The organism is Plantibacter sp. lyk4-40-MEA-4, from assembly GCF_030209415.1.
GTDB lineage: Bacteria > Actinomycetota > Actinomycetes > Actinomycetales > Microbacteriaceae > Plantibacter > Plantibacter flavus_A.
Genome location: NZ_JARVSA010000004.1, coordinates 352,264 through 378,257, shown reverse-complemented (window position 1 = coordinate 378,257; position 25,994 = coordinate 352,264). Strand labels below are relative to the sequence as shown.

Genomic DNA, 25,994 nt, shown 5'->3' with positions numbered 1-25,994 from the left:
CGGAGGCCCTCCTCCGTTGCCGGTCAGTGGTGACTCGCGGTCACCGCTGCGCTACGCCTGGTTCGACGTGAGCTCCCGGATGGTGGTGTAGAACTGGTCGCCCGTGAGGTTCACGTACGGCCCGTAGGTCGGCACCAGCGCGTCGTAGACGACGGGTGCTGCGATGTAGCGGACGTAGCCGGGGCCGACGAGCGCGATGGCGCCGAAGGTCTGCTTGCCCTGCCAGACGTAGCCGGACTGTCCCTGACGGATGATCTTCACGAGTTGTTCTCCTGTGTTTGTGGATGGGTTCGCGGAGCCGAAGTAGCTCCACGGGTTCTGGCGGCTGCCAGAGGGGTCGAGCAGGTGACGGTGGAGGTGCTGAGGCACGCCTCCCGTGTTGCCCGAATAGGCGATGATGTCGCCCTGGTTGAAGTGCTGACCGTTGCTCCCGACGTATCGGTCGAGGTGCGAGAACACATCGGCCCATCCGGGGTTCTGGTCGTGGTTGAAGCGGCACGAGTTGCCCGCTGATCCGTCGTTCGGAACCCAGTTCATGGTTCCGGGCGTGGGTGCGAGCACCGGGGTGCGCACGTCGGCGACGAGGTCGACCCCACCGCGGCCGGTCCGGTCGAGGTGGTGCTGCCAGGACACGTAGGGATCGCGGTTGTCGTCCGCGATCACCGTGGACGGGCCGTTCAGCACGTAGTTGTTGAGCGCCACTCTGCCTCCAATCTGTTGTTTCGTGGAGGAAGTGTCCTCCGACATTCGAACGTGTGTTCGAGAGAGACTCTACGACCATCTCATCGTCTTGTCCAGTTCATTTTGCCTTTTCTTGCTGTAATTCTTTCTTCAGTGGCAGATTCTGCGTCGGAATCGAGTCGCGCATGGCGCGGTGTCGATCCCGCTCTCAGTCTCGTCAGGAAGCCGTTCACGCCGGGGATCGCCATGATCCGGGCCAGTGCTGCGGCGATCGCGGCCGTCGTGGCCACTGCTGCCGCCGCCCAGGCGTAGACGTCGTCCGGGAGGAGTTCCCGGATCGCCTCCAGGAGCTGTGGCGCGATGATGCTCGCGGTGGTGATACAGGCCACTGAACTCAGGATCACGGCCGCGGTCGTCTGGATCACCGTGCGGATGATCCGCTGTGCCGGAAACGGGACGGGTGGTGGAGTCGGTGATGTGGGTGGTTGGTCCGGAGTGGTCCGGCGTTCGGTCATGGTGCCTCCTCAGGCGTCGTGGGTGGTGATGGACAACCTGGATGGTTTCCAGAAGTTGTCTCATCTGGCATCATTCAGGTCGGAGGTGACACTATAGAGCGCATAGGACAGGTTTTCTGCCGCTCACGACAGGGTTTCTGGCTACGATCGAAGCGTGAACGCAGCAGAGGCGATGGTCAATCAGGCGTTGGCGGACGAACTCGTCGCCGCCTACAAGCGGCGACGCATGAATCAGCGCGCCCTGGCCGAGGCGACGGGGATGAGCCCGACGACGCTGCAACGTGTCCTCGCCGGTCGCAGCGAGATCAGCGGCCCGACCTTCGTCACGCTCTGCGCGGCGACCGGCGCCGATCCGGTGCGCCTCCTGGCCGACGCGCTGCAAGCGGTCGGGGGGATGAGTCGGATCGAGGCCGAACTGCAGGCGAGCGACGACGAGCGCGTGGCTCCGGTGTCGGACACCACTGCTACGAATGACGAGCTGGATCGCAGACGCCGGCAGCGGGAAGCTGCGTCGTGGACGACGGAGCAGTTGGAGGGGGAACGTGGGGCGGCAATCACCGATGGAGAACTGGAGCAACCCGAGCCGGAAGCCCCGTGAGCGTGGGCGCGCCTACGACCCGTATGCGCATGCGGAGGAGCTCGGTCTCGCCGTGATCTTCCGGCCGCTGCGGGTGTCCCACGAGCGCTGGCTGCCGTCCGCGCACACGATCGTCATCCAGGAGTCGCTCCGGTCCGTCCACCGGCGGAACGCGCTCGCCCACGGCATCGCGCACTGCGTGCTCGGCCACGAGGACGACCGACCGAAGCACGAGGTGCAGGCCGACCGCTTCGCCGCGTCGAACCTCATCGACCTCGACGAGTTCCGGGCCATCGCGCGTTGGGCTCCGGACCTCGAGCATCTCGTCGCGGAACTCGGCGTCACGAAGCGCTTGGCGCGGGCATTCGTCGCGCAGCACGCGGATCTGTCCCAGCACGCGGATCTCGCGTAGCGGCGCGCGCATACTGGGACCATGACCGACGAAGCCGCACCGGACCCGACGCCTGCGGCAGCCGTGGACGACGACGTCCTGGAGTCGACGATGCTCGACCTGCTGGGGAAGCGGGCCGCGACCTCGTCCATCTGTCCGTCCGACGTGGCCCGAGCCGTCGGTGGCGACGACTGGCGAGCGCTGATGGAGGACACCCGCCGGGTCGCCTGGCGCCTGGTCGACGAGGGCCGGGTGCTGATCACGCAGGGTGACGAGGCGGTCGACCGCGCGACGGTCCGCGGCCCCATCCGGATCCGATGGGTCAAGGACGCCGACGCCGAGTCGTGCGCTCCCCGTCGTCCTGAGACCGGAGGAGCTCGGTCCGACGCCGGTTAGGCTGGAGACATGACCATCGCCCTCATCCGTCACGGACAGACCGCCTGGAACTTCGAACGACGGCTGCAGGGCACGACGGACATCCCCCTGAACGACACCGGGCGGGAGCAGGCGGCCACGGTCGCCCCTCGGCTCACCGGCACCTGGGACGTCGTCGTCAGCTCCCCACTCGGGCGCGCACGCGAGACCGCGCAGATCATCGCTGATGCGCTGGGTCTCGAGCTCGGACCCACCTACCCGGACGTGGTCGAGCGCCACTACGGCGACGCCGAGGGCGCGACAGCCCAGATGGTCCTCGAGAACTGGCCCGACCACCAGTACCCGAACCTCGAGACCGAGGAGTCGGTCATCGAGCGCGGACTGCGTGGCATCGACGCCATCGCACGCGACTTCCCCGGGCAGAACGTCCTCGTCGTGAGCCACGGCACGCTCATCCGGCTCACCCTCAGCCACCTCTCCGGCACGACGGTCCCACCGCTGGAGAACTGCTCCGTGTCGGTCATCGAGGCGACGGACTCCGGTTGGTCACTCCTGGACGCCGGTACCGCTCGCACGACGCCCTCGCTCGAGACGGCGCTGTCCGGCTCCAGCGCGCAGTGAGCGGAAGCGACCCGACCGGCCGTCCGGTTCGCTCCCCGTCGGGCATCGCCTGGCTCATCGGCATCGGGTTGACCGCAGGATTCCTCTCCGGGCTGTTCGGGGTCGGCGGCGGCATCCTCATCGTCCCGGCCGTCGTCTTCCTCCTCGGCTTCGGCCAGCGGCTCGCCGCGGGGACGTCACTCGCGGCGATCGTCCCGACCTCGCTCGTCGGCGTCGTGTCGTACGCGGTGAACGGCACCGTCGACTGGGTGGCGGCGATCCTCCTGGCGATCGGCGCGATCGCCGGCGCACAACTCGGCAGCTACCTCCTCTCCAAGCTCCCCAAGAGGGCGCTCCAGTGGGGCTTCATCGGCTTCCTGCTCGTCGTGGTGGTCTCGCTGTTCCTGATCGTCCCGTCCCGCACGGCGGAGATCGATCTGCACGTCGGCTCGATCATCGGCCTCATCGTGCTCGGCTTCCTGACCGGCGTCCTGTCGGGGCTGCTCGGCATCGGCGGCGGGGTCGTCGTCGTGCCGATGCTCATCCTCCTGTTCGGCGCGAGCGACCTCATCGCCAAGGGCACCTCGCTGCTCATGATGGTGCCGACCGCGATCTCCGGCACCATCGGCAACGTCCGGCGAGGCAACGTCGACCTCACGGCCGCAGCCATCATCGGCATCGCCGCGTGCACGACCACCGCCCTCGGCGCCATCGTCGCGTCGGTCGTCCCGCCGTTCGTCGGCAACCTGCTCTTCGCGGCGTTCCTCGTGGTCATCGCCATCCGCATGGTGTTCCAGGCGCTCAAACGCTCCTGACCGACCGCTGCCGGTCCATCCGTGCCCGGCCTCCCGGCCGGGGCAGCGGGTAGGCTGGAGGGCGTGTCAGTGAACCCAGAGCTCGCCGGACGGGTCTTCCCGCCCGTCGCCCCGTACCTGGTCGGACGCGAGAAGATCCGCGAGTTCTCGCGGGCGGTCTTCGCGACGAACCCGATCAACCTCGACCCGGAGGCGGCCCGCGCCGCAGGATACGCCGACGTCGTGGCGCCGCCCACCTTCCCCGTCGTCGTCCAGGAGCACACGCTCCAGCAACTGCTCGCCGCACCCGACGCGGGTATCGACTTCAGCCGGGTGGTCCACGGCGACCAGCGCTTCGTGCACCACCGTCCGATCGTCGCCGGTGACGAGCTCACCGCGCAGCTGACCGTCACCGCGGTGAAGTCCCTGGGCGGCCACTCGATGGTGACGTGCGACTCGGTCATGACCGATGCCGCCGGCGAGCCGGTGGTCACCGCGACCTCGACGCTCGTGGTGCGAGGAGACGAAGGATGAGCGACGTGCAGCAGACCCCGACCATGCCGGCCGTCGGAGACGTCGTCGCGGAGCGGACCGTCCACCTGACGCGCGACGCCCTCGTGCGGTACGCCGGAGCCTCCGGAGACTTCAACCCCATCCACTACCGCGACGACGTCGCCGCGTCCGTCGGGCTGCCGGGCGTGCTCGCCCACGGCATGCTGACGATGGGGATCGCGGCCCAGCCGGTCGTCGACTGGGTCGGCGACCCCGGACGGGTGCTCGAATACCAGGTGCGGTTCACTCGACCGGTCGTCGTCGACCCCGAGACCGGCGCCGACCTCCAGATCCTCGGCAAGGTCGGCAAGGTCGACGAGGAAGCGCGTACCGCGCGCGTCGACCTCACCGTCACCTACGCCGAGCAGACGGTGCTCGGCAAGGCGCAGCTCGTCATCAGCTTCGCCTGACCCGGAGGACCATGAACGACGCCATCCGTCTGAGCGAGCTCACCACCCTCGGGGTCGGTGGGTCGGCCGCGGGCTTCGTGGAATGCGCGAGCGAGGCCGAGCTGATCGAGGCCGTGCTCGACGTCTGGAACACCGACCAGCCGTGGCTGTTGCTCGGCGGCGGATCGAATCTGCTGATCGGCGACGAGCCCCTCGACGCGACCGTCATCCGGGCGGCGAACCGCGGCATCGAACGCCTCGACGCTCCGTCCGGTCGGGTCCGCCTGCGGGTGCAGGCCGGTGAGGACTGGGACGCGCTCGTCGCCTTCACCGTGGAGCACGGCTGGGCGGGTATCGAGGCGCTCTCCGGCATCCCGGGATCCTGCGGGGCCGCGCCCGTGCAGAACATCGGCGCCTACGGGCAGGAGATCGTGTCGTCGCTCGTCGCCGTCGACCTGCTCGACGAGGAGTCGCAGACCGTCGAGCGAGTTCCGACCGCGGAGCTCGGGCTCGGCTACCGAACGTCGGTCTTGAAGCGTCACGGTGGCGGAGAGCCTGAGCGCTCCGGTGTGGTCGTGGCGATCATCATCGACCTCGACGACGTCGGCGCCGACGGGCTGGCCGCACCGATCGCCTACCAGCAGCTCGCCTTCGCGCTCGGCGTGGAGGTCGGCGAGCAGGTGCGCCTGGCCCAGGTGCGCACGACCGTGCTCGCGCTCCGGGCGTCGAAGGGCATGGTGCTCGATCCCGACGACCCCGACACCGCCAGCGCGGGGTCGTTCTTCACGAACCCGATCGTGTCCGAGCACGTCGCCCGGTCGCTGCCGGGCGACGCCCCGTGGTGGCCGGTGGACCCACCGGCCGACGACGACACCGAGTACGTCTTCCCGCTCGGGGACGTCGTCAATCCGCCGCGTCCGGCCCCCGTGGAACGCCTGGCGAAGCTCTCGGCCGCCTGGCTGATCGAGCGCGCGGGTGTCCGTCGCGGGTTCGCGCTCCCCGGATCGCACGCTGCGGTCTCCACGAAGCACACCCTCGCGCTCACGAACCGTGGGGGAGCGACCGCGACGGAGATCGCGGAACTCGCCCGCTTCGTGCAGGCACGCGTCCACGCCGAGTTCGGCGTCCTCCTGCAGCCCGAGCCCGTGGTGGTCGGCGTCACGATCTGACGTTGATGCGAGGCCCGCTCGCCCGGAGACGAGCGAGCGGACCTCGGGTCAGGACGCGAAGAGGCGCTGGAGACGCTGGACGCCCTCGAGGAGCTGGTCGTCGCCGAGCGCGTAGCTGAAGCGCAGGTAGCCGGACGGTCCGAACGCCTCGCCGGGCACGGCCGCGACCTCGGCTTGTTCGAGCATGAGGTCGGCCAACTCGAGCGAGGTCGTCGGGGTGACCCCGCCGAAGGTCCGCCCGAGCAACGCCGAGACGTCGGGGTACACGTAGAACGCACCCTGCGGGGTCGGCGTCTGGAAGCCGTCGATCTTGTTCAGCTCGCCGACGATGAGCTTGCGGCGGCGGTCGAAGGCCTCGCGCATCGTCTCGGCGGCGTCCTGCGGGCCGGTCAGTGCCGCGATCGCCGCACGCTGCGCGATGTTGTTCACGTTGCCGGAGAGGTGCGACTGGAGGTTGCCGAGCGCCTTGATCGCGTCCGACGGTCCGACGGTCCACCCGACGCGCCAGCCCGTCATCGCGTAGGTCTTGGCGACGCCGTTGACGAGGAGCGTCTGCTCGGCGAGCTCGGGGACCGCCTCGACGATGGAGATCGCCTTCACCGCCTCGCCGCTGTCGCCGGCCGAGTAGGTGAGGTTCTGGTAGATCTCGTCGGAGATCACCCAGATGCCGTGCTCGAGCGCCCACTCGCCGATCGCCTTCGTCTGCTCGGGGGAGTAGACGGAGCCGGTCGGGTTCGACGGCGAGACGAAGAGGAGGACTTTGGTGCGCGGGGTGCGAGCCGCCTCGAGCTGCTCGACCGTGACCTGGTAGTTCTGCGAGGCGTCGGCGAAGACCTCGACCGCGACACCGTCGGCGAGCGCGATGGCCTCGGGGTAGGTGGTCCAGAACGGCGTCGGCACGATGACCTCGTCGCCCGGGTTCAGCAGGACCTGGAACGCCTCGTACACCGACTGCTTGCCGCCGTTGGTGACGATGACCCGGCTCGGGTCGACCTCGAGACCGGAGTCGCGGAGCGTCTTCTCCGCGATGGCGGCGCGGAGGTCGGGCAAGCCGGCCGCCGGGGTGTACCGGTGCGCCTTCGGGTCGCGGGCGGCGACGAGCGCCGCCTCGACGATGTGCTCGGGTGTCGGGAAGTCCGGCTCGCCCGCCGCGTAGGAGATCACGGGCCGGCCTTGCGCCTGCAGCGCCTTCGCCTTGGCGTCCACCTTCAGCGTGGCGGACTCGGCGATCGCTGAGATCTTCGTGGACAGGCGGGGCGTGGGAGTCGATTCAGGCACGAGTCCGAGCGTACCGAACCCGGTGTCGAGAGGACAGTATGTGTCCGACCTCGCGTGCAGCGAGGTGAGGCACCTCGTCGCCCGGTCCATCGGGGAACGACGACGTGCCTCACCTCGGTCCTCATGCGGGGTCGACGAGGTACCGCGTGTACGCCGGGACGGTGAGGAAGGTCGGGAACTCGTCGCGCAGTGCCACCTCGCGGAACAGCTCGGCGGCGTCGTCGAAGCGGTCGTCCGCGGTGCGGGGGAGCGAGGCGAGCAGCTCGTCGAGGAGGCCTTCGACCCGCTCACGGGTGATCGGACGGCCGTCGTCGGTCGCGACGTCCTGGTGGATCCACTGCCAGACCTGCGATCGACTGATCTCCGCCGTCGCCGCGTCCTCCATCAGTCCGTCGATGGCCGCGGCGCCGAGCCCGCGGAGCCAGGAGTCGAGGTAGCGGACGGCGATCGACACGTTGTCGCGGAGACCGACGTCCGTGACCGCGCGACCGATGCGGACGTCGAGGAGCTGCGACGGTGTCACCGACACGTCCTCACGCAGACGGTCGAGCTGATTCGGACGATCACCGAGGACCGCGTCGAACTCGGCCCTGGCGGTCTCGATGAGATCCGGGTGCGCCACCCAGGTCCCGTCGAAGCCGTCGCCGGCCTCACGACGCTTGTCGGCCGAGACCTTCTCGATCGCGCGCGCCGTCGCCTCCGGATCGCGCCGGTTCGGGATGAACGCGGACATCCCGCCGATCGCGTGCGCACCGCGGCGGTGACACGTCTGCACGAGGAGTTCCGTGTAGGCCCGCATGAACGGCACCGTCATCGTCACCTCGCTGCGGTCGGGCAGGACGAACCGGGCACCGCGCCCCCGGTAGTTCTTGATGATCGAGAAGATGTAGTCCCACCGACCGGCGTTGAGACCGGCGCAGTGATCGCGGAGCGCGTACAGGATCTCGTCCATCTCGAACGCCGCCGGCAGCGTCTCGATGAGCACGGTGGCGCGGATCGTCCCATGGTCGAGACGCAGACGCTCCTCGGTGAACGTGAAGACGTCGTCCCAGAGCTGCGCCTCCTCGCTCGACTCCAACTTCGGGAGGTAGAAGTACGGCCCGCGGCCGGCGTCGATGAGCGCTCGGGCGTTGTGGAAGACGTAGAGGCCGTAGTCGACGAGGCTCCCGGAGGCCGCCATCGCCGCCCCGGAGCGGTCGATGAACCGCAGGTGCTTCTCCACGAGGTGCCAGCCGCGCGGGCGCATGACGATCGTCGGCGTCTCCGTCGCGGTGACGCGGTACACCTTCCCAGCCTCGTTCGTGAACGCCAGCTCGCCGCGGACGGCGTCACGCAGCGAGAGCTGACCGCCGATGACGTTGGCCCACGTCGGGCTCGTCGCGTCCTCCTGGTCGGCAAGCCAGACGTTCGCGCCGGAGTTGAGGGCGTTGATCGTCATCTTCGGATCGGTGGGGCCGGTGATCTCGACCCGGCGGTCCTCGAGACCGGGCCCGGCGCCGGCGACGCGCCAGGAGCGGTCCTCCCGGATCGCCGCGGTGTCATCGCGGAACCGCGGGTCGCGGCCGTTCCCGATCTCGAAGCGTCGGCGCATGCGCTCGGCGAGGCGGTCGTGCCGCGCACCCGCGAACCGCTGGTGCAGGTCCGCGAGGAAGACGAGGGCGTCGGGGGTGAGGATCTCCTTGTACCGGTCACCGAGACGACCGACGACCTCGATGGCGGGGCCCGTGCGCTGCGGGGGCACCGGCGCGGTGGTGGGTGTGGACGGGGAAGCGAGCATGGTGTTCATGGGGTGACTCCGTTTCGGATGGTCGTGCGTCGGATGGGCCCGTCGAGCGGTCCCTGAGCTTGTCGAAGGGCGGGGCTTATATGGATCAGTGGAACTGCTGTTCCTCGGTCGAGCCGGCGAGGGCGAGGGTGGCGCTGTCGGGGTTCAGGGCGGTCGCGACCAGGTCGAAGTAGCCGGTACCGACTTCCCGCTGGTGCCTGGTGGCGGTGTAGCCGCTGGACTCTGCGGCGAACTCGGCCTCCTGGAGGTCGACGTACGCGCTCATCGCCCGCTCCCGGTAGTCGCTCGCCAGGGTGAACATCGAGTGGTTCAACGCGTGGAAGCCGGCGAGGGTGATGAACTGGAACGCGTACCCCATGGCGGCGAGCTCACGCTGGAAGGACGCGATCTGCGCATCGTCGAGGTGCGACTTCCAGTTGAACGACGGTGAACAGTTGTAGGCGAGCAGCTTGCCCGGGAACCGCTCGTGGACGGCCTCGGCGAACCGTCGGGCGAGGTCGAGGTCGGGTTCCGCCGACTCGACCCAGAGCAGGTCGGCGTACTCCGCGTAGGCGAGTCCTCGCGCGAGCACCGGACCGATGCCGTTCTCCACCTCGTAGAAGCCCTCCGGGGTCCGGTTCCCGTTCAGGAACGGGAGGTCGCGCTCGTCGATGTCGCTCGTGATGAGCGTGGCGGCCAGTGCATCGGTGCGGGCGATAACGATGGTCGTGACACCGGCGACGTCCGCCGCCAGCCGGGCCGCATTGAGCGTCCGGATGTGCTGGCCCGTCGGCACCAGTACCTTGCCGCCCATGTGGCCGCACTTCTTCTCACTGGCGAGCTGGTCCTCCCAGTGGACGCCTGCGGCGCCCGCCTGGATCATGCCGGCCATGAGTTCGTAGGCGTTGAGCGGTCCACCGAAGCCGGCCTCGGCGTCGGCGACGATCGGCGCGAGCCAGTCGATCGCCTCGCGTCCCGGGTCCTCCCCGACGGCCCGCTCGGCGAAGTCGATCTGCTCGGCCCGGAGCAGCGCGTTGTTGATCCGCCGGACGACCGCCGGAACCGAGTTCGCCGGGTAGAGGCTCTGATCGGGATAGGTCTGCCCGGAGAGGTTCGCATCGGCGGCGACCTGCCAGCCGGAGAGGTAGATCGCCTGCAGGCCGGCCCGGACCTGCTGCACGGCCTGGTTGCCGGTCAGCGCGCCGAGGGCGGGCACCCACTCTTCGGTGTGGAGGAGGTTCCACAGTCGCTCCGCTCCTCGGCGGGCGAGTGTCGGTTCCTCCCGGACACCGCCGCGCAGGCGGACGACGTCCTCGGCGGTGTAGTCGCGGCGGACCCCGTCCCAGCGCGGGTCGGTGTCCCACTCGCGCTGCAGTTCCTCGGCCGTCTGCGTCTGGTCGCCGGCGCGGAGGGGCGTGCGGTGGTCGGTCGGTCGGGTGGCTTCGTTGCTCACGATGACTCCTGTGGTGTCGAGGTCGGTGGGGCGGGTCGTGCTCTGGGAACGATCCTGCGCTCGCCGCAACCCCGACGGACGTCATCCGTGGACAGAAGAACGGCCGACCTTCTGTTTGCCGGAACAACCGGCGCGTGTGAGCATGATCACCATGACCAGCACCGCCGCTGCTCCACCCGCCTCAGCCACCCCTAGTGATGGACCTGCTCCGCACGCGGACGCCCTCGTCCTCGGTCGCCGGATCCGCGATGCCCGGTCTCGCGCAGGCCTCACGCTCGACGAGCTCGCGCAGGCGATCGACCGAGCACCGTCCCAGGCGTCGGCGATCGAGAACGGGCATCGGGAGCCGAGCCTGTCGATGCTCCGCGTCATCGCCGCCGCCCTCGGCACCACCGTCGACGACCTGCTCCGTGACGAACCGCCGAGTGACCGGGCCGCGCTCGAGATCGCCGTCGAGCGTGCTCAGCGGGGCCCCGTCTTCTCCGCCCTCGGGATCGCGCCCATCCGGGTCTCGAAAGGCACCGCGGACGAGACGCTGCGCACCGTGCTGGCGCTGCACGATGAGGTCGCCCGCCTGCATCGGGAGCGCGCGGCGACGCCCGAAGAGGCACGCCGGGCCAACGCGGTCCTCCGGGCGGACATGCGGGCGGCCGACAACCATTTCCCCGAGCTCGAGGCCGTCGCGAAAGGGCTGCTCGACGCCGTCGGCTACACCGGAGGGCCGGTCTCGCAGCAGACGGTCGCGGAGATGGCGCAGCACCTCGGGTTCTCGCTCCACTACGTCGGCGACCTGCCGCACTCGACGCGCTCGGTCACCGACCGGCGCAACGGTCGGATCTACCTGCCGACCGAACCCTCGATGTCCCGTGATTCGCGATCACCCATCCTCCAGGCGTTCGCCAGTCACCTGTGCGGACACGAGGAGCCGGGAAACTACGCGGACTTTCTGCGGCAGCGCGTCGAGACCAACTACCTGACGGCGGCCATACTCCTGCCCGAGCGCGACGCCGTGCGCGTCCTCGGTGAGGCGAAACAGCTCCGGCGCATCTCGATGGAGGACCTGCGCGACGCGTTCGCGGTGTCGTACGAGACCGCCGCGCACCGCTTCACAAACCTCGCGACGAGGCACCTCGGACTCCCGGTGCACTTCATGAAGGTGCACGAGTCGGGGACGATCATCAAGGCGTACGAGAACGACGGGGTCACGTTCCCGTCCGACGTCCTCGGAGCGGTAGAGGGCTCGCTCGTCTGCCGCAACTGGACGGCCAGGACCGTCTTCGACGTCGAGGACCGTTTCAGTCCCTGGTATCAGTACACGGACATGGACACGGGCACCTTCTGGTGCACCTCGCGTATCGAGAAGGCCAAGGAGGGCGAGTACTCGGTCAGCGTCGGCGTCCCGTTCGCGCACGTGAAGTGGTTCCGCGGACGCGAGACGCCGCACCGGTCCACCTCGAGCTGCCCCGACGAGCGATGCTGTCGTCGGGCGTCACCGGAGCTCGCCGAACGATGGGAGGGGAAAGCCTGGCCGGCGGCGCGGACGCCGACGAGTCTGCTGGCGGCGCTGCCGACCGGATCCTTCCCGGGGGTCGACTCCGTCGAGGTCTACGAGTTCCTCGAGTCGCACGCGCCACGGGCGGACTGAGGTGAGGCACCTCGTCGGCCGACGTGGTGTCGAGCCACGAGGTGCCTCACCTGAGCGTGATCAGCTCGCGAGGCGCGGGTAGTCGGTGTAGCCCTCGGCGCCCGGGCCGTAGAAGGTGGCCGGGTTCGGCGTGTTCTCCTCGTGCTCGCCCGCCCAGCGCTCGACGAGGTCGGGGTTCGCGATGGCGAGACGCCCGACGGCGACGGCGTCGGCGTGCGCGTGCTCGACGAGGGCGATCGCCTCGTCGCGCGTCGTGACGGTGCCGAAGCCGCTGTTGACGACGAGCTTGCCGCCGAAGTGACCGCGCAGGTCCTGGACGAGCGCACCGGCCGGGTCCTCGTGGAGGATGCTGAGGTAGGCGAGGCCGAGCGGTGCCAGGGCGTCGAGCAGGGCCTCGTAGGTCGCGCGGACGTCGGCCTCGTCGGTCTCCGCCGTGTCACCGGCACCGTTCATCGGGGAGATGCGGATGCCGACGCGCGCTGCACCGACCGCCTCCGCGACCGCGCTGACGACCTCGGCGACGTACGACGCGCGGGCCTCCGGGCTGCCTCCGGCGCGGTCGTCGCGCACGTTGGAGACGGGGGAGAGGAACTGGTGCAGCAGGTAGCCGTTCGCGGCGTGGAGCTCCACGCCGTCGAGCCCTGCCTCGATCGCGTTGCGAGCCGCCTGGACGAACTCCTCGCGGACCGTGTCGAGCTCCTCGGTGGTCAGCGCGTGCGGGACGGGGTACGGCTGGGCGCCCGCGGGCGTCCGGACCTCGCCGGCGATGGCGATCGCGCTCGGCGCGACGATGCGGTCGGTGCCCGTGATGTCGGTGTGCGAGACGCGGCCACCGTTCATGAGCTGCATGACGATGAGCCCGCCTGCGCCGTGCACGGCCTCCGCGACGCCCCGCCAGCCCTCGATCTGCTCGGGGGTGACGATGCCGGGCTGGCCCGGGTAGGAGCGCGACTCGGCGCTTGGGTAGGTGCCCTCCGTGATGATGAGCCCGAGTCCTGCGCGCTGGCTGTAGTGCTCGGCGACGAGGTCGCCGGGGACGCCGTCGGCGCCGGACCGCATGCGCGTGAGCGGGGCCATGACGACGCGGTTGGCGAGTTCGAGGTCGCCGAGTCGGACGGGGGCGAAGAGATCCATACGGGTGATGCCTTTCGTGGGGGTGCGGCACGCGGACGACGCGGCCTCCGGACGCAACCCACCGGTGACCGTCGATATTCCGATGATGCTTCTAGACCTTGTGCATCTGGAATACTTCTTGCTAGGCTCACCGTGTGGTCGTCGGGCTCTGTCCCCGCAGCTCGCGACGAGCACGACCCGGTGTCGACGAATCCGAGGGGGAGGCGTCGGCACCGGGATCCCTGCCAGGATACGAAGATGTCCGCCCCCAGATTCGGCCTCGTCTCCGATCTCCGTCGCCCGGAGTCCGGCGAACGCGCCGAGCGCGTCACCTTCGTCGAGTTGTTCTTCGACCTCGTCTTCGTCTTCGCGCTCACCCAGCTGAGCAAGCTCATCGCCGACGACCAGACCGTCACCGCCGCGCTCGAGTCGATCGTCCTCATCCTGGCGCTCTGGTGGTCGTGGGTGTCCACGAGCTGGGTGACGAACTGGCTCGACCCGGAACGGCTCGCGGTGCGACTCGCGCTCATCGGCTTCGGTCTGTTGGCGTTCGTCGCGGCGGTGTCGGTGTCGGCGTCGTTCACCGATCGCGCGCTGGCGTTCGCCGTCGCCTACGTCGTGCTCCAGCTCGTCCGGACGCTGTTCATGGTCGTGGCGACCTGGCGGCACGACCGCGACGTGGCCCTGAGTTTCGCTCGCGTCCTCGTCTGGACCGCGTTCGCCGCCGTCTTCTGGATCGCCGGCGCGCTGGTGCCGGCCGACTGGCAGCTGGCGTTCTGGATCTGCGCCGTCGCCGTCGAGTACGGCGGCGGGGCCCTCGGATTCCGACTGCCGGGGGTGCGGCGCTCGGAGGTCGAGAGCTGGGAGCTCTCGGGTGCGCACCTCTCCGAGCGGGCGTCGCTCTTCATCATCATCGCGATCGGTGAGTCGCTGCTCGTCACCGGGTTCGCGTTCGTCGAGCTCGAGACGTCGGTCGACGCCGTCGTCGGGATGCTGAGTGCCTTCGTCTCCGCGGTCGCGCTGTGGTGGTTGTACTTCCACCGTACGGAGGCGGCGGGACGCCGAGCGGTCGAGGCCGCCGAGGAGGAGGCCGACCGCGCCGACGGTGACGAGGGTCGTCCCGGACGACGCGGGCCGGGACGCCTCGGACGCATCGCGCGCGACGGGTACAGCTACGCCCACGTCGTGATCGTCGCCGGGATCGTGCTCGTCTCGGTGGGGGACAAGGAGATCCTCGACCGACCCGCCGACGCCGTCGAACTCGCCGGGGGCGTCGTCATCCTCGGCGGCCCGGTCCTCTACCTGCTCGGGCTGTCGCTGTTCCGGTTCGTCGTCGACCGCGCCGTACCCCTCGCGCCGGTCATCGGCCTCGCGATGCTCGCGGGCTGCGCGGTCGCCGCGTTCCTCCTGCCGCAGCTCGGGGAACTCGTCCTCGGGTGTCTCTGCACCGGCGTGCTCGTCCTCGCCGCGATCGCCGACACGGTCCTCCCGGACCGGCGGGTCACTGCGGAGCGTCGCCAGGCTTGATCTCCACGCCCTCGCGGTTCGGCCCCGTGTCGTAGCGGGCACCGCCCCGGTCACTCGGCTGCGCCGCGAGCCAGACGAAGAAGAACCACCCGAAGATCGGGAGCAGGTTGATGAGCTGCCACCAGCCGCTGTGGTCCGTGTCGTGCATGCGACGGGCGTTCAGCGACAGCCCCGGGATGATCGTCGCGAGACCCCAGGTCCCCGACAGGATGCTCTGGACGCCCCAGGCGGGGCCTTCGGTGATCTGACCCTCCCAGAAACCGGCCGTCACCCCGGTCGCGACGTCGACGCCGCGTCCGATCACCAGGAGTGCGGTGACGATGACGGCGTGGACGACCACCCACCACCAGAACTCGCTCCGGCTGGCCCGCCCGGTGAAGATCGGATACCGCTTCCAGAAGCGGAGGAACGCCTGGATCGGGCCGGCTCCCGGGAGCGGGCTGTCATCCGCGAAGCGGGACGGGATCCGGCGATCGTCCTCGCGGTTCGTCGCCGCCGCACTCGCGGTCACTGCGTGTTCGTCTGCGCTGCTCATCGGTCCCCCAGGGTCGAGTCGTCGTGCATGCGTGCGTCCACCCTACCGACATCGCCAGCACATGTTGTATTTCAGATCAACATATGGAATATTAGTTGGACAACACGTGCCGATTTCGGCCCCGACCCTGGAGAACCACCATGACCACCGCCCTGTCCCCTCGATCCCGCCGCCTCGTCCGCTGGGCCGCACTGCCCGTCGCCGTCCTGGCGAGCGGCGTCATCGTCTCGACCGCCTCCTACGCCGCCTTCACCTCGTCGACCGACAACTCCGGCAACGCCTGGAGTGCCGGAGCGATCGCGCTGAGCGATGACGACTCGGGCGCCGCGATGTTCGCCGCGGACGACCTGCAGCCCGGCTCGGCCGGCGAGAACTGCATCGCCGTCACCTCGGACGGTTCGCTGGCGTCCGACATCCGTCTGTACGCGGACAACGCGACACAGACGCAGGACCTCGACCAGTACCTCCAGCTCGAGATCGTCCAGGGCGCCGGCGGCGGCTACGGGTCCTGCGATGACTTCGTCCCCGCGACCACGGGCGCGTCCGTCTACAGCGGCACGCTCGCCGGCCTCGCGACCACTGCGGTCGACCACGCGTCCGGACTCGGCTCGTGGGCGTCTGTCGGCGGTGGCGAGGAGCGGGTCTTCAAGGTCTCGTACACGCTCTCCGCGGAGGCCCCGAACACCGTCCAGGGCGGCACCGCAGGTCTCGACCTCGTGTGGGAGGGCCGCACCTCGTAGTCGATGCCGGTGCTCCCGTCCCGCTGACGGGAGCACCGTGACCCGCACGTCCCCGTCCGCCTCGTCCCTCCGGGAGCTCTCATGGAACCGTCATCCGCACGCCGGCGCATCGTGTCGTCCAGCATCGTGGTCGTCGCCCTCGGTGCGCGCGTCCTCGCGTTGCTCGCACTGTGTCTCCTCGCTTGGGCGGCCGTGCCGAAGCTCGTGGGGTGGATCCCGACAACCGTCGCCTCAGGGTCGATGGAGCCACGCATCCTGACCGGCGACGTCGTCGTCTCGGCACCGCTCGACGGCGCCGACGCGGCGGCCGGCCAGGTGGTGCTCGTCGATGATCCTGCGAAGGACGACACCTACCTCCTGCATCGCGTCGTCGAGCGGACGTCCGCCGGGCTCCGTCTGCAGGGCGACGCGAACCGTCAACCGGATCGGCAGCTCGTGGACGACCAGAATGTCCATGGTCTCGGCATCCTCCGCGTCCCGTTCATCGGACTCCCGATCGTGTGGGCGCACGAGGGTCGCTGGGCGGAGCTGGCGGTCGTCGCCGCCGCCGCCGCGGCGACCGGCTGCGCCATCCTCTGGACGCGCCGTTTCCTCGTCGACGAGCGCGGTCGAGAGTCCTCGCCCGGGCGGTTGCGGGCCATGGCGCCCGCGGGCGGTGTCGCTCTGGCCGGCGTCCTCGCGATCGCGGCGGTGATGCCCACGGCCGGCGCGTCCTGGACGAGCACTGCGGTCTCGTCGGGCAACCGCCTCGGTACCGGTGTCTTCGCCTGCCTCGGTCAGTCGCTCGGCTCGCCGCTCATCCGGCTCGACTTCAGCGAGGCCGGTGGGCCCGGGCTCGTCGACTCCGGTTCGGGCGGTGGCGCCGCCTCGCTCTCCGGAACGGCAGAGCGGATCGACGGCACGTGCGGTGACAGCCCCTACCTCCGGCTCGACGGCCTGGCCGGCCAGGTGGTCACGTCACCGCGGCTCCCGCAGCCCACGACCTTCAGTGTGGAGGCCTGGTTCCGCACGACCGCGCCGCAGGGCAAGCTCATCGGGTTCGGCAACGCGCAGTCGGGGGCGTCCAGTGCCCATGACCGGCACGTCTACGTCGGCTCCGACGGTCGACTCGTGTTCGGCACCTGGGACGGCTCCGGGCCGCAGACCATCACGACGTCGAGGGCCGTCACCGACGGAGCCTGGCACCACGTCGTCGCGACGATGTCCGCGACCGACGGTATGGCGCTCTACCTCGACGGCGAGCTCGTCGGCACCCACCCCAACACGACGCTGCAGAACTACTCCGGCTACTGGCGCGTCGGGTACGACACCATCTCCGGGCTCTGGCCGTCCTCGCCGTCCTCACCATGGTTCGCCGGCGACCTCGACGGTGTCGGTGTCTACGATCGGGCACTCTCGGCGTTTGAAGCGGCCGAGCACGCGTCGTCGCCGCGCTGACCCGCGACGGTCACCTGGCCGGAGCGGGCCTGGGTTTTACAGCCGGGCGACCGTGCCGTACACTGGATGGAGGTAGTTGAAATCTGCCATGATTTTCTGCGCCTGTTTTCACCCGTGTGGTGGGGCAACGCTCAGGAGGTCAGGGTAGCTTCGACCCCTCCGGTGCGTCAGCACTGAAGGGCGGTGGCTCAATTGGTAGAGCAGCGGTCTCCAAAACCGCAGGTTGCAGGTTCAAGTCCTGTCCGCCCTGCGAGTCGGTGCGTATGCACCGGCACACGAAAGGTGTAACGAGTGGCCCCGAAGAGTACCGACACGCCCGGCGAGGACGTCGTCGTCAAGGCGAAGGCGGACCGTGCCGAACGGCGCGGCTTCTTCTCGGGCATCGTCCTGTTCCTGAAGCAGGTCTTCGCGGAACTCAAGAAGGTCGTCACGCCGACGCGGAAGGAACTCCTCAGCTACACGGCTGTGGTGCTCATCTTCGTCTGCATCATGATGGCGCTCGTCTACGGCATCGACTTCGTCTTCGCCTGGGTCGTCACGCTGGTGTTCGGTACCGCGAGCTAGTTCCGCTCAGGTTCCGGTGCTCCGGCCCGGTACCCGGGTTCCACAATCACAGACGGCGACGCAGTCGTCACGCGCCAGGATCCGGCGCCGCGGTCGGGGATCACCCACGATCCGCACAACAGAAACGGAATGGAAATCAGTGTCTGAGCGAAACTCGAACGACGTCGACTGGGCAACCGCTGCCGAGCAGTCCTCGGAGGACGACGAGGCCCAGGAGGGCAACGTGCTCTCGGCCGACGAGCACTCCGTCGACCCCGCTGAGCACAACGCCGTCCACGTCGAGGAGACCGGCGACACCGAGGTCGACCTCGACGCCGTGCTCGACGCGATGGCCGAGGCCGTCGACCCCGAGGCCGACGCCGTCGTCGACGACGCCCTCGAGCTCGATGAGGCCGCCGAGGTCGAAGCCGCAGCAGAGGCCATCGCCGAAGAAGAGGCCGACCCCACCGACGCCGACGCCGAGCCCGCCGAGGAGTCCGAGGAGGACCCCTACGACGCGTTCCGCAAGGAACTCCGCTTCCTGCCGGGCAAGTGGTACGTCATCCACTCCTACGCCGGTTTCGAGCGCAAGGTGAAGGCCAACATCGAGCAGCGCAAGTCGACGCTCGAGGTCGCGGACTACATCTACCAGGTCGAGGTCCCCATGGAAGACGTGGTCGAGATCAAGAACGGCCAGCGCAAGATGGTCACCCGCGTCCGCATCCCCGGCTACGTGCTCGTCCGCATGGACCTCAACGAGGACAGCTGGTCGGTCGTCCGCCACACGCCTGGCGTGACCGGCTTCGTCGGCAATGCGCACAACCCCACGCCGCTCCGCTTCGAGGAGTCCTTCAACATGTTGAAGTCGCTCGTCGAGGTCAAGGAGACCGCACCCGTCAAGGGTTCCGGCACCAAGGGCAGCGCCACGCAGCAGCGTGTCATCCCCGCCGAGGTTGACTTCGAGATCGGCGAGACCATCACGATCAAGGAAGGCTCGTTCGCGGGTCTCCCCGGCTCCATCAGCGAGATCAAGCCCGAGAGCGGCAAGCTCACGGTGCTCGTCTCCCTCTTCGAGCGCGAGACGCCGGTCGAGCTCAGCTTCGACCAGGTCACCAAGCTCTAAGCCACACGGCTCCACAGTCCACCGCCGCCCGACGGGCGCGCGGGAGAGCGCACATCATCCGATGGCGCTCGAACCCCAGAAGAAGGAAGAAACATGGCACCGAAGAAGAAGGTCACGGGTCTCATCAAGCTGCAGATCCAGGCCGGCGCCGCAAACCCTGCTCCCCCCATCGGCCCCGCCCTTGGTCAGCACGGCGTCAACATCATGGAGTTCTGCAAGGCGTACAACGCGGCCACCGAGTCGCAGCGCGGCAACGTCATCCCCGTCGAGATCACCGTCTACGAGGACCGTTCGTTCACCTTCATCCTGAAGACCCCGCCCGCAGCGGAGCTCATCAAGAAGGCCGCCGGCGTCGCCAAGGGCTCCGGTACCCCGCACACCGTCAAGGTCGCGAAGCTCACCAAGGAGCAGGTCCGTCAGATCGCCGAGCAGAAGGCTCCCGACCTGAACTCGAACGACATCGACGCAGCCGCGAAGATCATCGCCGGCACCGCCCGCTCCATGGGCATCACGGTCGAGGGCTAACCCTCTCGACCCGCTTCGGGGACGCCACCAGGCGGAACCGCGCACGTCTCACTTTTTCACTCGTGGCAGCGCCGGCCAGGCGCAGATGACCACATTTCTCATAGGAGAACGCACATGGCACAGAAGTCGAAGGCCTACCGGGCCGCAGCCGAGAAGATCGAGGCTGACAAGTACTACACCCCGAACGAGGCCGTCGCCCTCGCCAAGGAGACCGGTTCCGCCAAGTTCAACAGCACCGTCGAGGTCGCCCTCAAGCTCGGTGTCGACCCGCGCAAGGCTGACCAGATGGTCCGCGGCACGGTCATCCTCCCGCACGGCACGGGCAAGACCGCCCGCGTCATCGTCTTCGCGACGGGCCCGGCAGCAGAAGCCGCGATCGCGGCCGGTGCTGACGAGGTCGGCGGCGACGAGCTCATCGCGAAGGTCGCCGAGGGCTACACCTCGTTCGACTCCGCGGTCTCCACGCCGGAGCTCATGGGTAAGGTCGGTCGTCTCGGTAAGGTCCTCGGTCCCCGTGGCCTCATGCCGAACCCCAAGACCGGCACCGTGACGCCGGACGTGGCCAAGGCCGTGTCCGACATCAAGGGCGGCAAGATCGAGTTCCGTGTCGACAAGCACTCCAACGTGCACTTCGTCGTCGGCAAGGCTTCGTTCGACGCTTCGCAGCTCGAGGAGAACATCAACGCCGCGCTCGAGGAGATCCTCCGCCTCAAGCCGTCCTCCTCGAAGGGCCGTTACATCCAGAAGGGCGCCGTGTCGACCACGTTCGGCCCCGGCATCCCGCTGGACGTCAACTCCATCTAGTCTCACCAGCACGAAGGCCCGGTCGTATTACGCGACCGGGCCTTCGTCGTCCGACGGGGCGTCGTACGATGCAGGGATGGTCTCCACCCGCACCGCCACGGCCGATGACGCCGCCACCCTCGCCACGCTGGCTGCAGCGACCTTCGCCCTCGCCTGCCCGCCCGGCACCGCGCAGGAGCACATCGACGCATTCATCGCCGAGCACTTCACCTTCGACCGGTTCACCGGCTACCTGGCCGATCCCGGACGCGCGCTCCGGCTCCTCGTCGACGACGATGACGGCACGGCCATCGGCTACACGATGCTCGTCTTCGGCGATCCGGTGGACGCCGACGTGCTCGCTGCGGTCACGCACCGCCCGACGGCGGAACTCAGCAAGCTGTACGTGCTCCCCGCGAGCCACGGTGCCGGCGGAGCGCGCACGCTCATGGAGGCGACACTCGACGACGCCCGGTCCCGAGGGGTGACGTCGGTGTGGCTCGGGGTGAACCAGCAGAACGCCAGGGCGATCCGGTTCTACGGCAAGAGCGGGTTCGCGGTCGTGGGGACGAAGACGTTCCTCGTCGGACCCGAACGACACGACGACTTCGTCATGGAGCAGGTCTTCGGGGGCGCACTTCGACAGGCTCAGTGACCGGGGTGGGGCTCAGTGACCGGGGTGGGGCTCAGTGACCGGGGTGGGGCGGGGTCCCGTGGCCGCTCCCCGCGCGCCCCCCAACCGCTCCCTGAGCGCACCCAACCGGTCCCTGAGCTGGTCGAAGGGCGGCAGCCTAGCCGTCGGCGACCTTGAGGACGATCTTGCCGCGTGAGTGCCCGCCCTCGAGGAGCACGTGGGCCTGCCGGACGGCGTCGAGGTCGAACACCTGGTCGACGAACACCCGGACGTCCCCGGACTCCAGCAGCCGACTGATGGTGTCGAGCGTGGCACCGTCGGGTGCCACGGTGAACCGCGTCGCGCGGACGCCCGCGGCCCGGGCCTCCTCCTCGAGTGTCGGCCAGGAACCGGTCGGCGCATTGATGATGAGCCCGCCCGGGCGGAGGACCCGCAGGGAACGCGACCCCGTGTCCTCCACGGTGTTGCCCACGAGGTCGATCACGACGTCGACCTGGTCGACGACGTCCTCGAACCGGTGCAACTCGTGGTCGACCGCCTGATGGGCGCCGAGTTCGCGCAGCCAACCGACGTTCCGACCGGAGCCGGTGGCGATCACCCGTGCGCCGAAGTAGGTGGCGAACTGCACGGCGAAGTGCCCGACACCGCCGCTCCCGGCGTGGATGAGGATGCGCTGCCCCTCGTGCGCCTTCGCGACGTCGACGACCATGCCCCACGCGGTCAGTGCGGCGAGGGGGACCCCGGCTGCCTCGACGTGCGACAGGGTCGTCGGCTTCCGCGTCAGGCTCAGGGAGGACACCGTGACGTACTCGGCATAGCTGCCGCCCGTCCGCGGGAAACTCGTCATGCCGTAGACCTCGTCGCCGGGCAGCAGGCCGGCCGCAGCGAAGGGCGACTCGACCACGATGCCGCTGAAGTCGTACCCGAGGACGGCCGGCATCGTCGTGATGGCTGAGGAGACGCCCCGGCCCGCGCGGGTCTTGGCGTCGACCGGGTTCACGCCGGCCGCGACGACCTTCACGAGGAACTCCGCCATGACCGGACGCGGTGTCGGTACGGTCTCCATCCGGAGGACCTCAGGGCTGCCGACGGCGTCGATCACCGCGGCTCGCATGGTCTCCGGTGCCGGCTTCACCGCGTCCGCGGTTGTCGCCAGAGACCAGGAGTGTCCGACTCCTTGACGCATCGAGTACTCCTTCGTCGTTCATCCCCCGAAAGCTCCACCCGGCGGAGGTCGGCTCGGCGACGAGTCTCGCTCCGGTGCGTGGTCCGGCTCTGTTCTCATCAAAGCCGTCGAATGAGTCGGCGCTGTTACGGGGGTGTCAATTGGCTGGAAACGATTCCCTCTCTTCGGGGGACACGGCTGCCCGGCTGTCGCCCGATCGTCGGGAGCGTGCTTCCGATACAGTGGCGCAATGCGCGCACTGTTCGGAGTCATCAGGATCATCGCGGGTGGGGTGATCATCGCCGCCATCGTCGGCCAGTTCGTCTACACCCTGTCCTTCGGTGATGCGCCCGACGACTTCTTCGTCAACTTCTTCAGCTACTTCACGATCCTGTCGAACGCGCTGAGTGCGATCGTCCTGTTGGTCGGCGCCGGGTACTGCTTCCGGCTGCGACGCGATCCGGCCTGGTACAACCTCGTCCTCGGCTGCGTCGTGACCTACATGGCGACCACCGGCGTCGTCTACAATCTGCTGCTCCGCGGCATCGCCCTCGACCAGGGGCACACCCTCGGCTGGTCGAACGAGGTGCTGCACCTCATCGCACCGATCTACCTGGTGCTCGTCTGGATCGTGACGCCCGGCAAGTCCCGCCTGGAATGGCGTCAGGTGTGGGCGATCATCGCGTTCCCGCTCGTCTGGACCGTCTACACGATGATCCGCGGATCGATCGTCGGCTGGTACCCGTACCCGTTCCTCAACCCGGCTCAGCCCGGCGGCTGGGGCGCCGTCGTCGTCTACATGATCGCCATCGCCGGGTTCATCGGCCTGATGGGCTGCGCCGTCATCGCGTTGAGCCGGACCAGGCTCATCCGCGGATGACGGGAGCCACATCGGACCAGCGGGTCCCTCGCTCCTCGGCGGTCCGCCGTCGCCGGTCCGTCGCCCTCGCGTTCGCGATCATCGGTGGCGTGCTCGTCGTGGTCGCCACGGTCATGATCTGGGCCGCGCGTCTCAGTCTCGGTAAGAACAGCTACGTGAGCGGCCTCGGCGCCACCGGCGAGGTGACGGCTCCGGTCTTCAACGCGGCGCTGCTCATGGTCGCGATCGGTGGTCTCAGCATCGCCGGAGCGCTGCAGCGAGTCCTGCCGTCCCGCGAGCCCGGTCAGCGCCGCACGAGGGTCGGACTGCTGCTCGTCCCCTGGCTGCTCGTCGGACTGTCGAGCCTGTGCTTCCTCGTGGCGTCCCGGGTGACCTGTACCTACGAGTGCCCGATCCCGTCGAACCCGCTGTTCACGCTCCAGGACGCGGTGCACATCTCCTTCGCGGTGCTGGGCTTCGCGCTCGCCTGCCTGGCGATGATCGGGTCGGCCCTCGGATCGCGGTTGCGCGCCGTCCGGCGGCTGTCCTGGTTCGCGGGGTCAGCCGTCGCGGTGATCGCGGGGCTCGGCGGCCTCCTCTCGCTCGCCGAGGTCGGGCAGCAGGTCGGGAGCTGGTTGGAGTTCGCGGCGATGACGATCGCCCTGTTCTGGCTCGTCGGATACGGCCTGGCGGAGGTGCTCGCCGTCGGGAAGGCGGACGACGACGGACGCCCTGGTTCCACAGTGGAGGACGCGCGTCAGGTCGATGCGGCGTCGAGCGCCCGAGGCTGAGTCATCGCGTCGATCGCGGGTGCGGACAGGGCGTCGCGCAGCACCATGATCGCCGCTCCCAAGACCCCGGCCTCCTCGCCGGCCGTCGAGGTGACGATGCCGAGGTGCCCGGTGGCGAGCGGCATCGATCGACGGTAGACCACTTCGCGGACGCCGGTGAGGAGATGTTCGCCGGCACGCGTCATCGTCCCACCGAGCACGATCACCGAGGGGTTCAGGAGGTTCACCACGACACTGAGCACCTCACCGATCTCCCGGCCGGCCTGCCGGGTGGTCTCGATGGCCGTCCGGTCGCCCGCGCGGATGAGCGCTGCGACGTCGCGACTGCTCATGGCGTCGATCCCGTGGGCGCGGAGCTCGGTGGCGATCGCCGGCCCGCTCGCGATGGCCTCGAGGTCGCGGTCGTCGTCGGCTGCGCGCGGGGAGTCCCGTCCGACGGGGACCTGCACATGCCCGATGTCGCCGGCCGCACCGAGTGCCCCGCGCTGCAGTTCGCCACCCGCGATGATGCCGGCACCGATCCCCGTGGACACCTTCACGTAGACGAGGTCGTCGGTGTCCGGCCAGGAGATCGCGTGCTCCCCGAGGGCGAGGACGTTGACGTCGTTGTCGACGAGGACCGGGACGTCGATGGTCCGTCGGATGTAGGCGGGGACGTCGAAGCGGTCCCAGCCCGGCATGATCGGCGGGTTGGTCGGCCGTCCGGTGGAGTGCTCGACCGGTCCCGGCAGGCCGATCCCGATCCCGATGACCGGGGGAGCGACCGGCTGGGGTGTGGCCCACGTCTGCGGAGCGGCCAGCAGGGCCGACGCCGCTTCGACCACCCAGTCGAGGACGGGCTCGGGTCCTGCGGCGATCTGCAGCTCCGCGCGGCTCGTCGCGAGGATCGCTCCGGCCAGGTCGGTGACGGCCACCGTCCCGTGCGTCGCCCCCAGGTCGACGGCGACGACGACGCGCGCGAGCGGGTTGAACGCGATCCGTGCGGGCGGGCGACCACCCGAGGAGGCTGCCTCTCCAGCGGGACGGAGTAGGTCCGCTGCAACGAGGGCGTCGATGCGGAGGGAGACGGTGGAGCGGGCCAGACCGGTCAGGGCGCACAACTCGGACTTCGTGCGCGCCTCACCGCCGCGGAAGAGTTGGAAGAGGTCGCCGGCGCCCGGTGCTCCGGGGGAGGGGCGCAGCGGCTCGGTCATGGCCACAGTCAACCACCTCGGTCGACTTCTGTCGACTTGTCGTCAGAAGTCGAGGCTCACCAGGGGTTCCCGGAGCGGCCGAGCGACGGGCGCGGGCTCCGGGAGGACCGGGCGCCGGGCGGCTGGATTGGTGCGGTGGTACAGCTCGTCGATGAGCGCGTTCGCGAGGCCGACCAGCTTCGCGATCTCGGCGTCGTCGCGCTCGACCCACCGACAGAGCGGTTCGTCGTCGACGGGGACGAAGTCCTTGTGCTCCTCCCAGACCACGAGCGTCCGCTCCGCGCCGATCACGTACTGCTGCCACCACACCTGACGCAGGTAGTTGCGGGGGATCGAGCGCCAGGACTTCGTCGTGGTCTTGATCTCCGCGAGCACGACGGCCCCGCGCTCGGTCACGGCGATGCCGTCGGGGGTGGCGAGGTGGCGGTGTTCGACCTCGGCCCGGAACAGCGCCGACGAGGGGTTGATCCCGTGCGTCGCGGCGACCCACCGGGCGATCTCGGGCTCGCGGGCGCGCCCGTGGTCGGTGAAGGCGTTGCCGGAGAAGCCCGTCCCGCCGAGCTTCGCGTCGGCCGCCCGCTGGATCGAGGCCGGGGTCGAGAGGGTGGCGACGTCGGTCGCGGTGATCCCGCGCGAACGAGCCCGCAGCCACGAGATGCGGTCGCTGGAATCAGCGACGATCCGGGAGAGCAGAGCTGAGTTCACCTCTCCATTGTCCCCCACGTTTCCGACTCCTGCGGTATTCGTCGCCGGGGGAGTGGCGACCGGCGGGAGACTTTTGTTTGACCACCGACAGAAGTGTGGTTAGCCTGGATCTCGCAGCAGCGGCTGCCTGACACCAT

29 protein-coding genes and 1 tRNA gene are annotated in these 25,994 nt (G+C 69.2%); 20 read left to right on the top strand and 10 right to left on the bottom strand.

All coding sequences use genetic code 11. The annotated features are described in order from the left end of the window. Positions 1-51 precede the first annotated feature (51 nt). Positions 52-702 (bottom strand): M23 family metallopeptidase, encoded by a 651-nt coding sequence (locus QRN44_RS09855; protein ID WP_158596506.1) that lies wholly within the window; start codon positions 700-702, stop codon positions 52-54. 80 nt (positions 703-782) lie between these two features. Further along, positions 783-1,106 (bottom strand): hypothetical protein, encoded by a 324-nt coding sequence (locus tag QRN44_RS09850; protein WP_285039026.1) that lies wholly within the window; start codon positions 1,104-1,106, stop codon positions 783-785. A 244-nt stretch (positions 1,107-1,350) separates the two neighbouring features. On the opposite strand from QRN44_RS09850, the gene QRN44_RS09845 reads away from it, so the two are divergent. From QRN44_RS09845 to QRN44_RS09810, 8 genes are all read left to right on the top strand, one after another. Further along, positions 1,351-1,794 (top strand): helix-turn-helix domain-containing protein, encoded by a 444-nt coding sequence (locus QRN44_RS09845; RefSeq protein WP_085512825.1) that lies wholly within the window; start codon positions 1,351-1,353, stop codon positions 1,792-1,794. After that, positions 1,739-2,185: an ImmA/IrrE family metallo-endopeptidase gene (locus QRN44_RS09840; protein WP_167374555.1), complete on the top strand. Its 447-nt coding sequence runs from the start codon at positions 1,739-1,741 to the stop codon at positions 2,183-2,185. Before QRN44_RS09845 ends, QRN44_RS09840 begins: the two co-directional genes overlap by 56 nt. A gap of 21 nt (positions 2,186-2,206) precedes the next feature. Continuing rightward, complete coding sequence (locus QRN44_RS09835) at positions 2,207-2,560, top strand: DUF3253 domain-containing protein (protein ID WP_285039025.1); 354 nt, start codon at positions 2,207-2,209, stop codon at positions 2,558-2,560. Positions 2,561-2,569: 9 nt separating this feature from the next. After that, complete coding sequence (locus QRN44_RS09830) at positions 2,570-3,160, top strand: histidine phosphatase family protein (protein ID WP_079003262.1); 591 nt, start codon at positions 2,570-2,572, stop codon at positions 3,158-3,160. Beyond that, positions 3,157-3,954 carry a sulfite exporter TauE/SafE family protein gene (locus QRN44_RS09825; RefSeq protein ID WP_285039024.1) on the top strand — a complete coding sequence of 266 codons (798 nt, stop codon included), beginning with the start codon at positions 3,157-3,159 and terminating at the stop codon, positions 3,952-3,954. The genes QRN44_RS09830 and QRN44_RS09825 overlap by 4 nt, the downstream gene beginning before the upstream one ends. A gap of 63 nt (positions 3,955-4,017) precedes the next feature. Further along, positions 4,018-4,467, top strand: a complete 450-nt coding sequence (locus QRN44_RS09820; RefSeq protein ID WP_083397112.1) for a MaoC family dehydratase N-terminal domain-containing protein — start codon at positions 4,018-4,020, stop codon at positions 4,465-4,467. Then, complete coding sequence (locus QRN44_RS09815; protein WP_285039023.1) at positions 4,464-4,895, top strand: MaoC family dehydratase; 432 nt, start codon at positions 4,464-4,466, stop codon at positions 4,893-4,895. Before QRN44_RS09820 ends, QRN44_RS09815 begins: the two co-directional genes overlap by 4 nt. A gap of 11 nt (positions 4,896-4,906) precedes the next feature. Next, positions 4,907-6,043: a UDP-N-acetylmuramate dehydrogenase gene (locus QRN44_RS09810; RefSeq protein ID WP_285039022.1), complete on the top strand. Its 1,137-nt coding sequence runs from the start codon at positions 4,907-4,909 to the stop codon at positions 6,041-6,043. Between the two features lie 48 nt (positions 6,044-6,091). Here QRN44_RS09810 and QRN44_RS09805 read toward each other — a convergent pair whose 3' ends face one another. The 3 genes from QRN44_RS09805 to aceA all read right to left on the bottom strand — a co-directional run bounded on the left by QRN44_RS09805 (position 6,092) and on the right by aceA (position 10,539). After that, a complete protein-coding gene (locus QRN44_RS09805) occupies positions 6,092-7,321 on the bottom strand; it encodes a pyridoxal phosphate-dependent aminotransferase (RefSeq protein ID WP_285039021.1) in 1,230 nt (409 codons plus the stop codon). Positions 7,322-7,442: 121 nt separating this feature from the next. After that, positions 7,443-9,098, bottom strand: a complete 1,656-nt coding sequence (gene aceB / locus QRN44_RS09800) for a malate synthase A (RefSeq protein ID WP_285039048.1) — start codon at positions 9,096-9,098, stop codon at positions 7,443-7,445. Positions 9,099-9,192: 94 nt separating this feature from the next. Then, a complete protein-coding gene (gene aceA / locus QRN44_RS09795; protein ID WP_285039020.1) occupies positions 9,193-10,539 on the bottom strand; it encodes an isocitrate lyase in 1,347 nt (448 codons plus the stop codon). A 151-nt stretch (positions 10,540-10,690) separates the two neighbouring features. On the opposite strand from aceA, the gene QRN44_RS09790 reads away from it, so the two are divergent. Continuing rightward, complete coding sequence (locus QRN44_RS09790) at positions 10,691-12,184, top strand: helix-turn-helix transcriptional regulator (protein ID WP_285039019.1); 1,494 nt, start codon at positions 10,691-10,693, stop codon at positions 12,182-12,184. Positions 12,185-12,244: 60 nt separating this feature from the next. On the opposite strand, the gene QRN44_RS09785 is transcribed toward QRN44_RS09790, so the two are convergent. Continuing rightward, positions 12,245-13,318, bottom strand: a complete 1,074-nt coding sequence (locus QRN44_RS09785) for an alkene reductase (RefSeq protein ID WP_285039018.1) — start codon at positions 13,316-13,318, stop codon at positions 12,245-12,247. 237 nt (positions 13,319-13,555) lie between these two features. Here QRN44_RS09785 and QRN44_RS09780 point away from each other — a divergent pair, with 237 nt between their 5' ends. After that, positions 13,556-14,824 carry a low temperature requirement protein A gene (locus QRN44_RS09780; protein WP_285039017.1) on the top strand — a complete coding sequence of 423 codons (1,269 nt, stop codon included), beginning with the start codon at positions 13,556-13,558 and terminating at the stop codon, positions 14,822-14,824. Here QRN44_RS09780 and QRN44_RS09775 read toward each other — a convergent pair. Further along, positions 14,799-15,359: a DUF805 domain-containing protein gene (locus tag QRN44_RS09775; RefSeq protein WP_285039016.1), complete on the bottom strand. Its 561-nt coding sequence runs from the start codon at positions 15,357-15,359 to the stop codon at positions 14,799-14,801. The two genes, QRN44_RS09780 and QRN44_RS09775, sit on opposite strands and share 26 nt — an antisense overlap. Before the next feature lie 140 nt (positions 15,360-15,499). On the opposite strand from QRN44_RS09775, the gene QRN44_RS09770 reads away from it, so the two are divergent. The 8 genes from QRN44_RS09770 to QRN44_RS09735 all read left to right on the top strand — a co-directional run bounded on the left by QRN44_RS09770 (position 15,500) and on the right by QRN44_RS09735 (position 21,165). Next, complete coding sequence (locus QRN44_RS09770; protein WP_285039015.1) at positions 15,500-16,099, top strand: hypothetical protein; 600 nt, start codon at positions 15,500-15,502, stop codon at positions 16,097-16,099. An 81-nt stretch (positions 16,100-16,180) separates the two neighbouring features. Beyond that, positions 16,181-17,536: a signal peptidase I gene (locus tag QRN44_RS09765; protein WP_285039014.1), complete on the top strand. Its 1,356-nt coding sequence runs from the start codon at positions 16,181-16,183 to the stop codon at positions 17,534-17,536. Between the two features lie 177 nt (positions 17,537-17,713). Next, a tRNA-Trp gene (locus tag QRN44_RS09760) sits at positions 17,714-17,786 on the top strand. A gap of 41 nt (positions 17,787-17,827) precedes the next feature. Continuing rightward, positions 17,828-18,100 (top strand): preprotein translocase subunit SecE, encoded by a 273-nt coding sequence (gene secE, locus QRN44_RS09755; RefSeq protein ID WP_056014068.1) that lies wholly within the window; start codon positions 17,828-17,830, stop codon positions 18,098-18,100. A 139-nt stretch (positions 18,101-18,239) separates the two neighbouring features. Further along, entirely contained in the window at positions 18,240-19,202 is a 963-nt protein-coding gene (gene nusG, locus QRN44_RS09750) for a transcription termination/antitermination protein NusG (protein WP_079706703.1), read from the top strand. 93 nt (positions 19,203-19,295) lie between these two features. Beyond that, the gene (rplK, locus tag QRN44_RS09745) at positions 19,296-19,727 is read left to right on the top strand and encodes a 50S ribosomal protein L11 (RefSeq protein WP_056014074.1); all 432 of its coding nucleotides are present in this window, start codon (positions 19,296-19,298) and stop codon (positions 19,725-19,727) included. A gap of 114 nt (positions 19,728-19,841) precedes the next feature. Then, positions 19,842-20,531, top strand: a complete 690-nt coding sequence (gene rplA / locus QRN44_RS09740; protein ID WP_064294552.1) for a 50S ribosomal protein L1 — start codon at positions 19,842-19,844, stop codon at positions 20,529-20,531. 76 nt (positions 20,532-20,607) lie between these two features. Beyond that, positions 20,608-21,165 carry a GNAT family N-acetyltransferase gene (locus QRN44_RS09735; RefSeq protein ID WP_285039013.1) on the top strand — a complete coding sequence of 186 codons (558 nt, stop codon included), beginning with the start codon at positions 20,608-20,610 and terminating at the stop codon, positions 21,163-21,165. A 136-nt stretch (positions 21,166-21,301) separates the two neighbouring features. On the opposite strand, the gene QRN44_RS09730 is transcribed toward QRN44_RS09735, so the two are convergent. Next, positions 21,302-22,258, bottom strand: a complete 957-nt coding sequence (locus QRN44_RS09730) for an NADP-dependent oxidoreductase (RefSeq protein WP_121289064.1) — start codon at positions 22,256-22,258, stop codon at positions 21,302-21,304. Positions 22,259-22,559: 301 nt separating this feature from the next. Between QRN44_RS09730 and QRN44_RS09725 the strand changes: the two genes are divergently transcribed. Next, positions 22,560-23,189, top strand: coding sequence for a Pr6Pr family membrane protein (locus tag QRN44_RS09725; RefSeq protein ID WP_064294549.1), 630 nt, complete (start codon positions 22,560-22,562; stop codon positions 23,187-23,189). Then, positions 23,186-23,959 (top strand): DUF998 domain-containing protein, encoded by a 774-nt coding sequence (locus QRN44_RS09720; protein ID WP_167620518.1) that lies wholly within the window; start codon positions 23,186-23,188, stop codon positions 23,957-23,959. Before QRN44_RS09725 ends, QRN44_RS09720 begins: the two co-directional genes overlap by 4 nt. On the opposite strand, the gene QRN44_RS09715 is transcribed toward QRN44_RS09720, so the two are convergent. Together QRN44_RS09715 and QRN44_RS09710 are read right to left on the bottom strand one after the other, a co-directional pair. Further along, positions 23,926-25,152 (bottom strand): ROK family transcriptional regulator, encoded by a 1,227-nt coding sequence (locus QRN44_RS09715; protein ID WP_285039012.1) that lies wholly within the window; start codon positions 25,150-25,152, stop codon positions 23,926-23,928. The genes QRN44_RS09720 and QRN44_RS09715 overlap by 34 nt on opposite strands. A 42-nt stretch (positions 25,153-25,194) precedes the next feature. After that, a complete protein-coding gene (locus tag QRN44_RS09710) occupies positions 25,195-25,857 on the bottom strand; it encodes a YqaJ viral recombinase family protein (protein ID WP_079003253.1) in 663 nt (220 codons plus the stop codon). Positions 25,858-25,994: the final 137 nt, after the last annotated feature.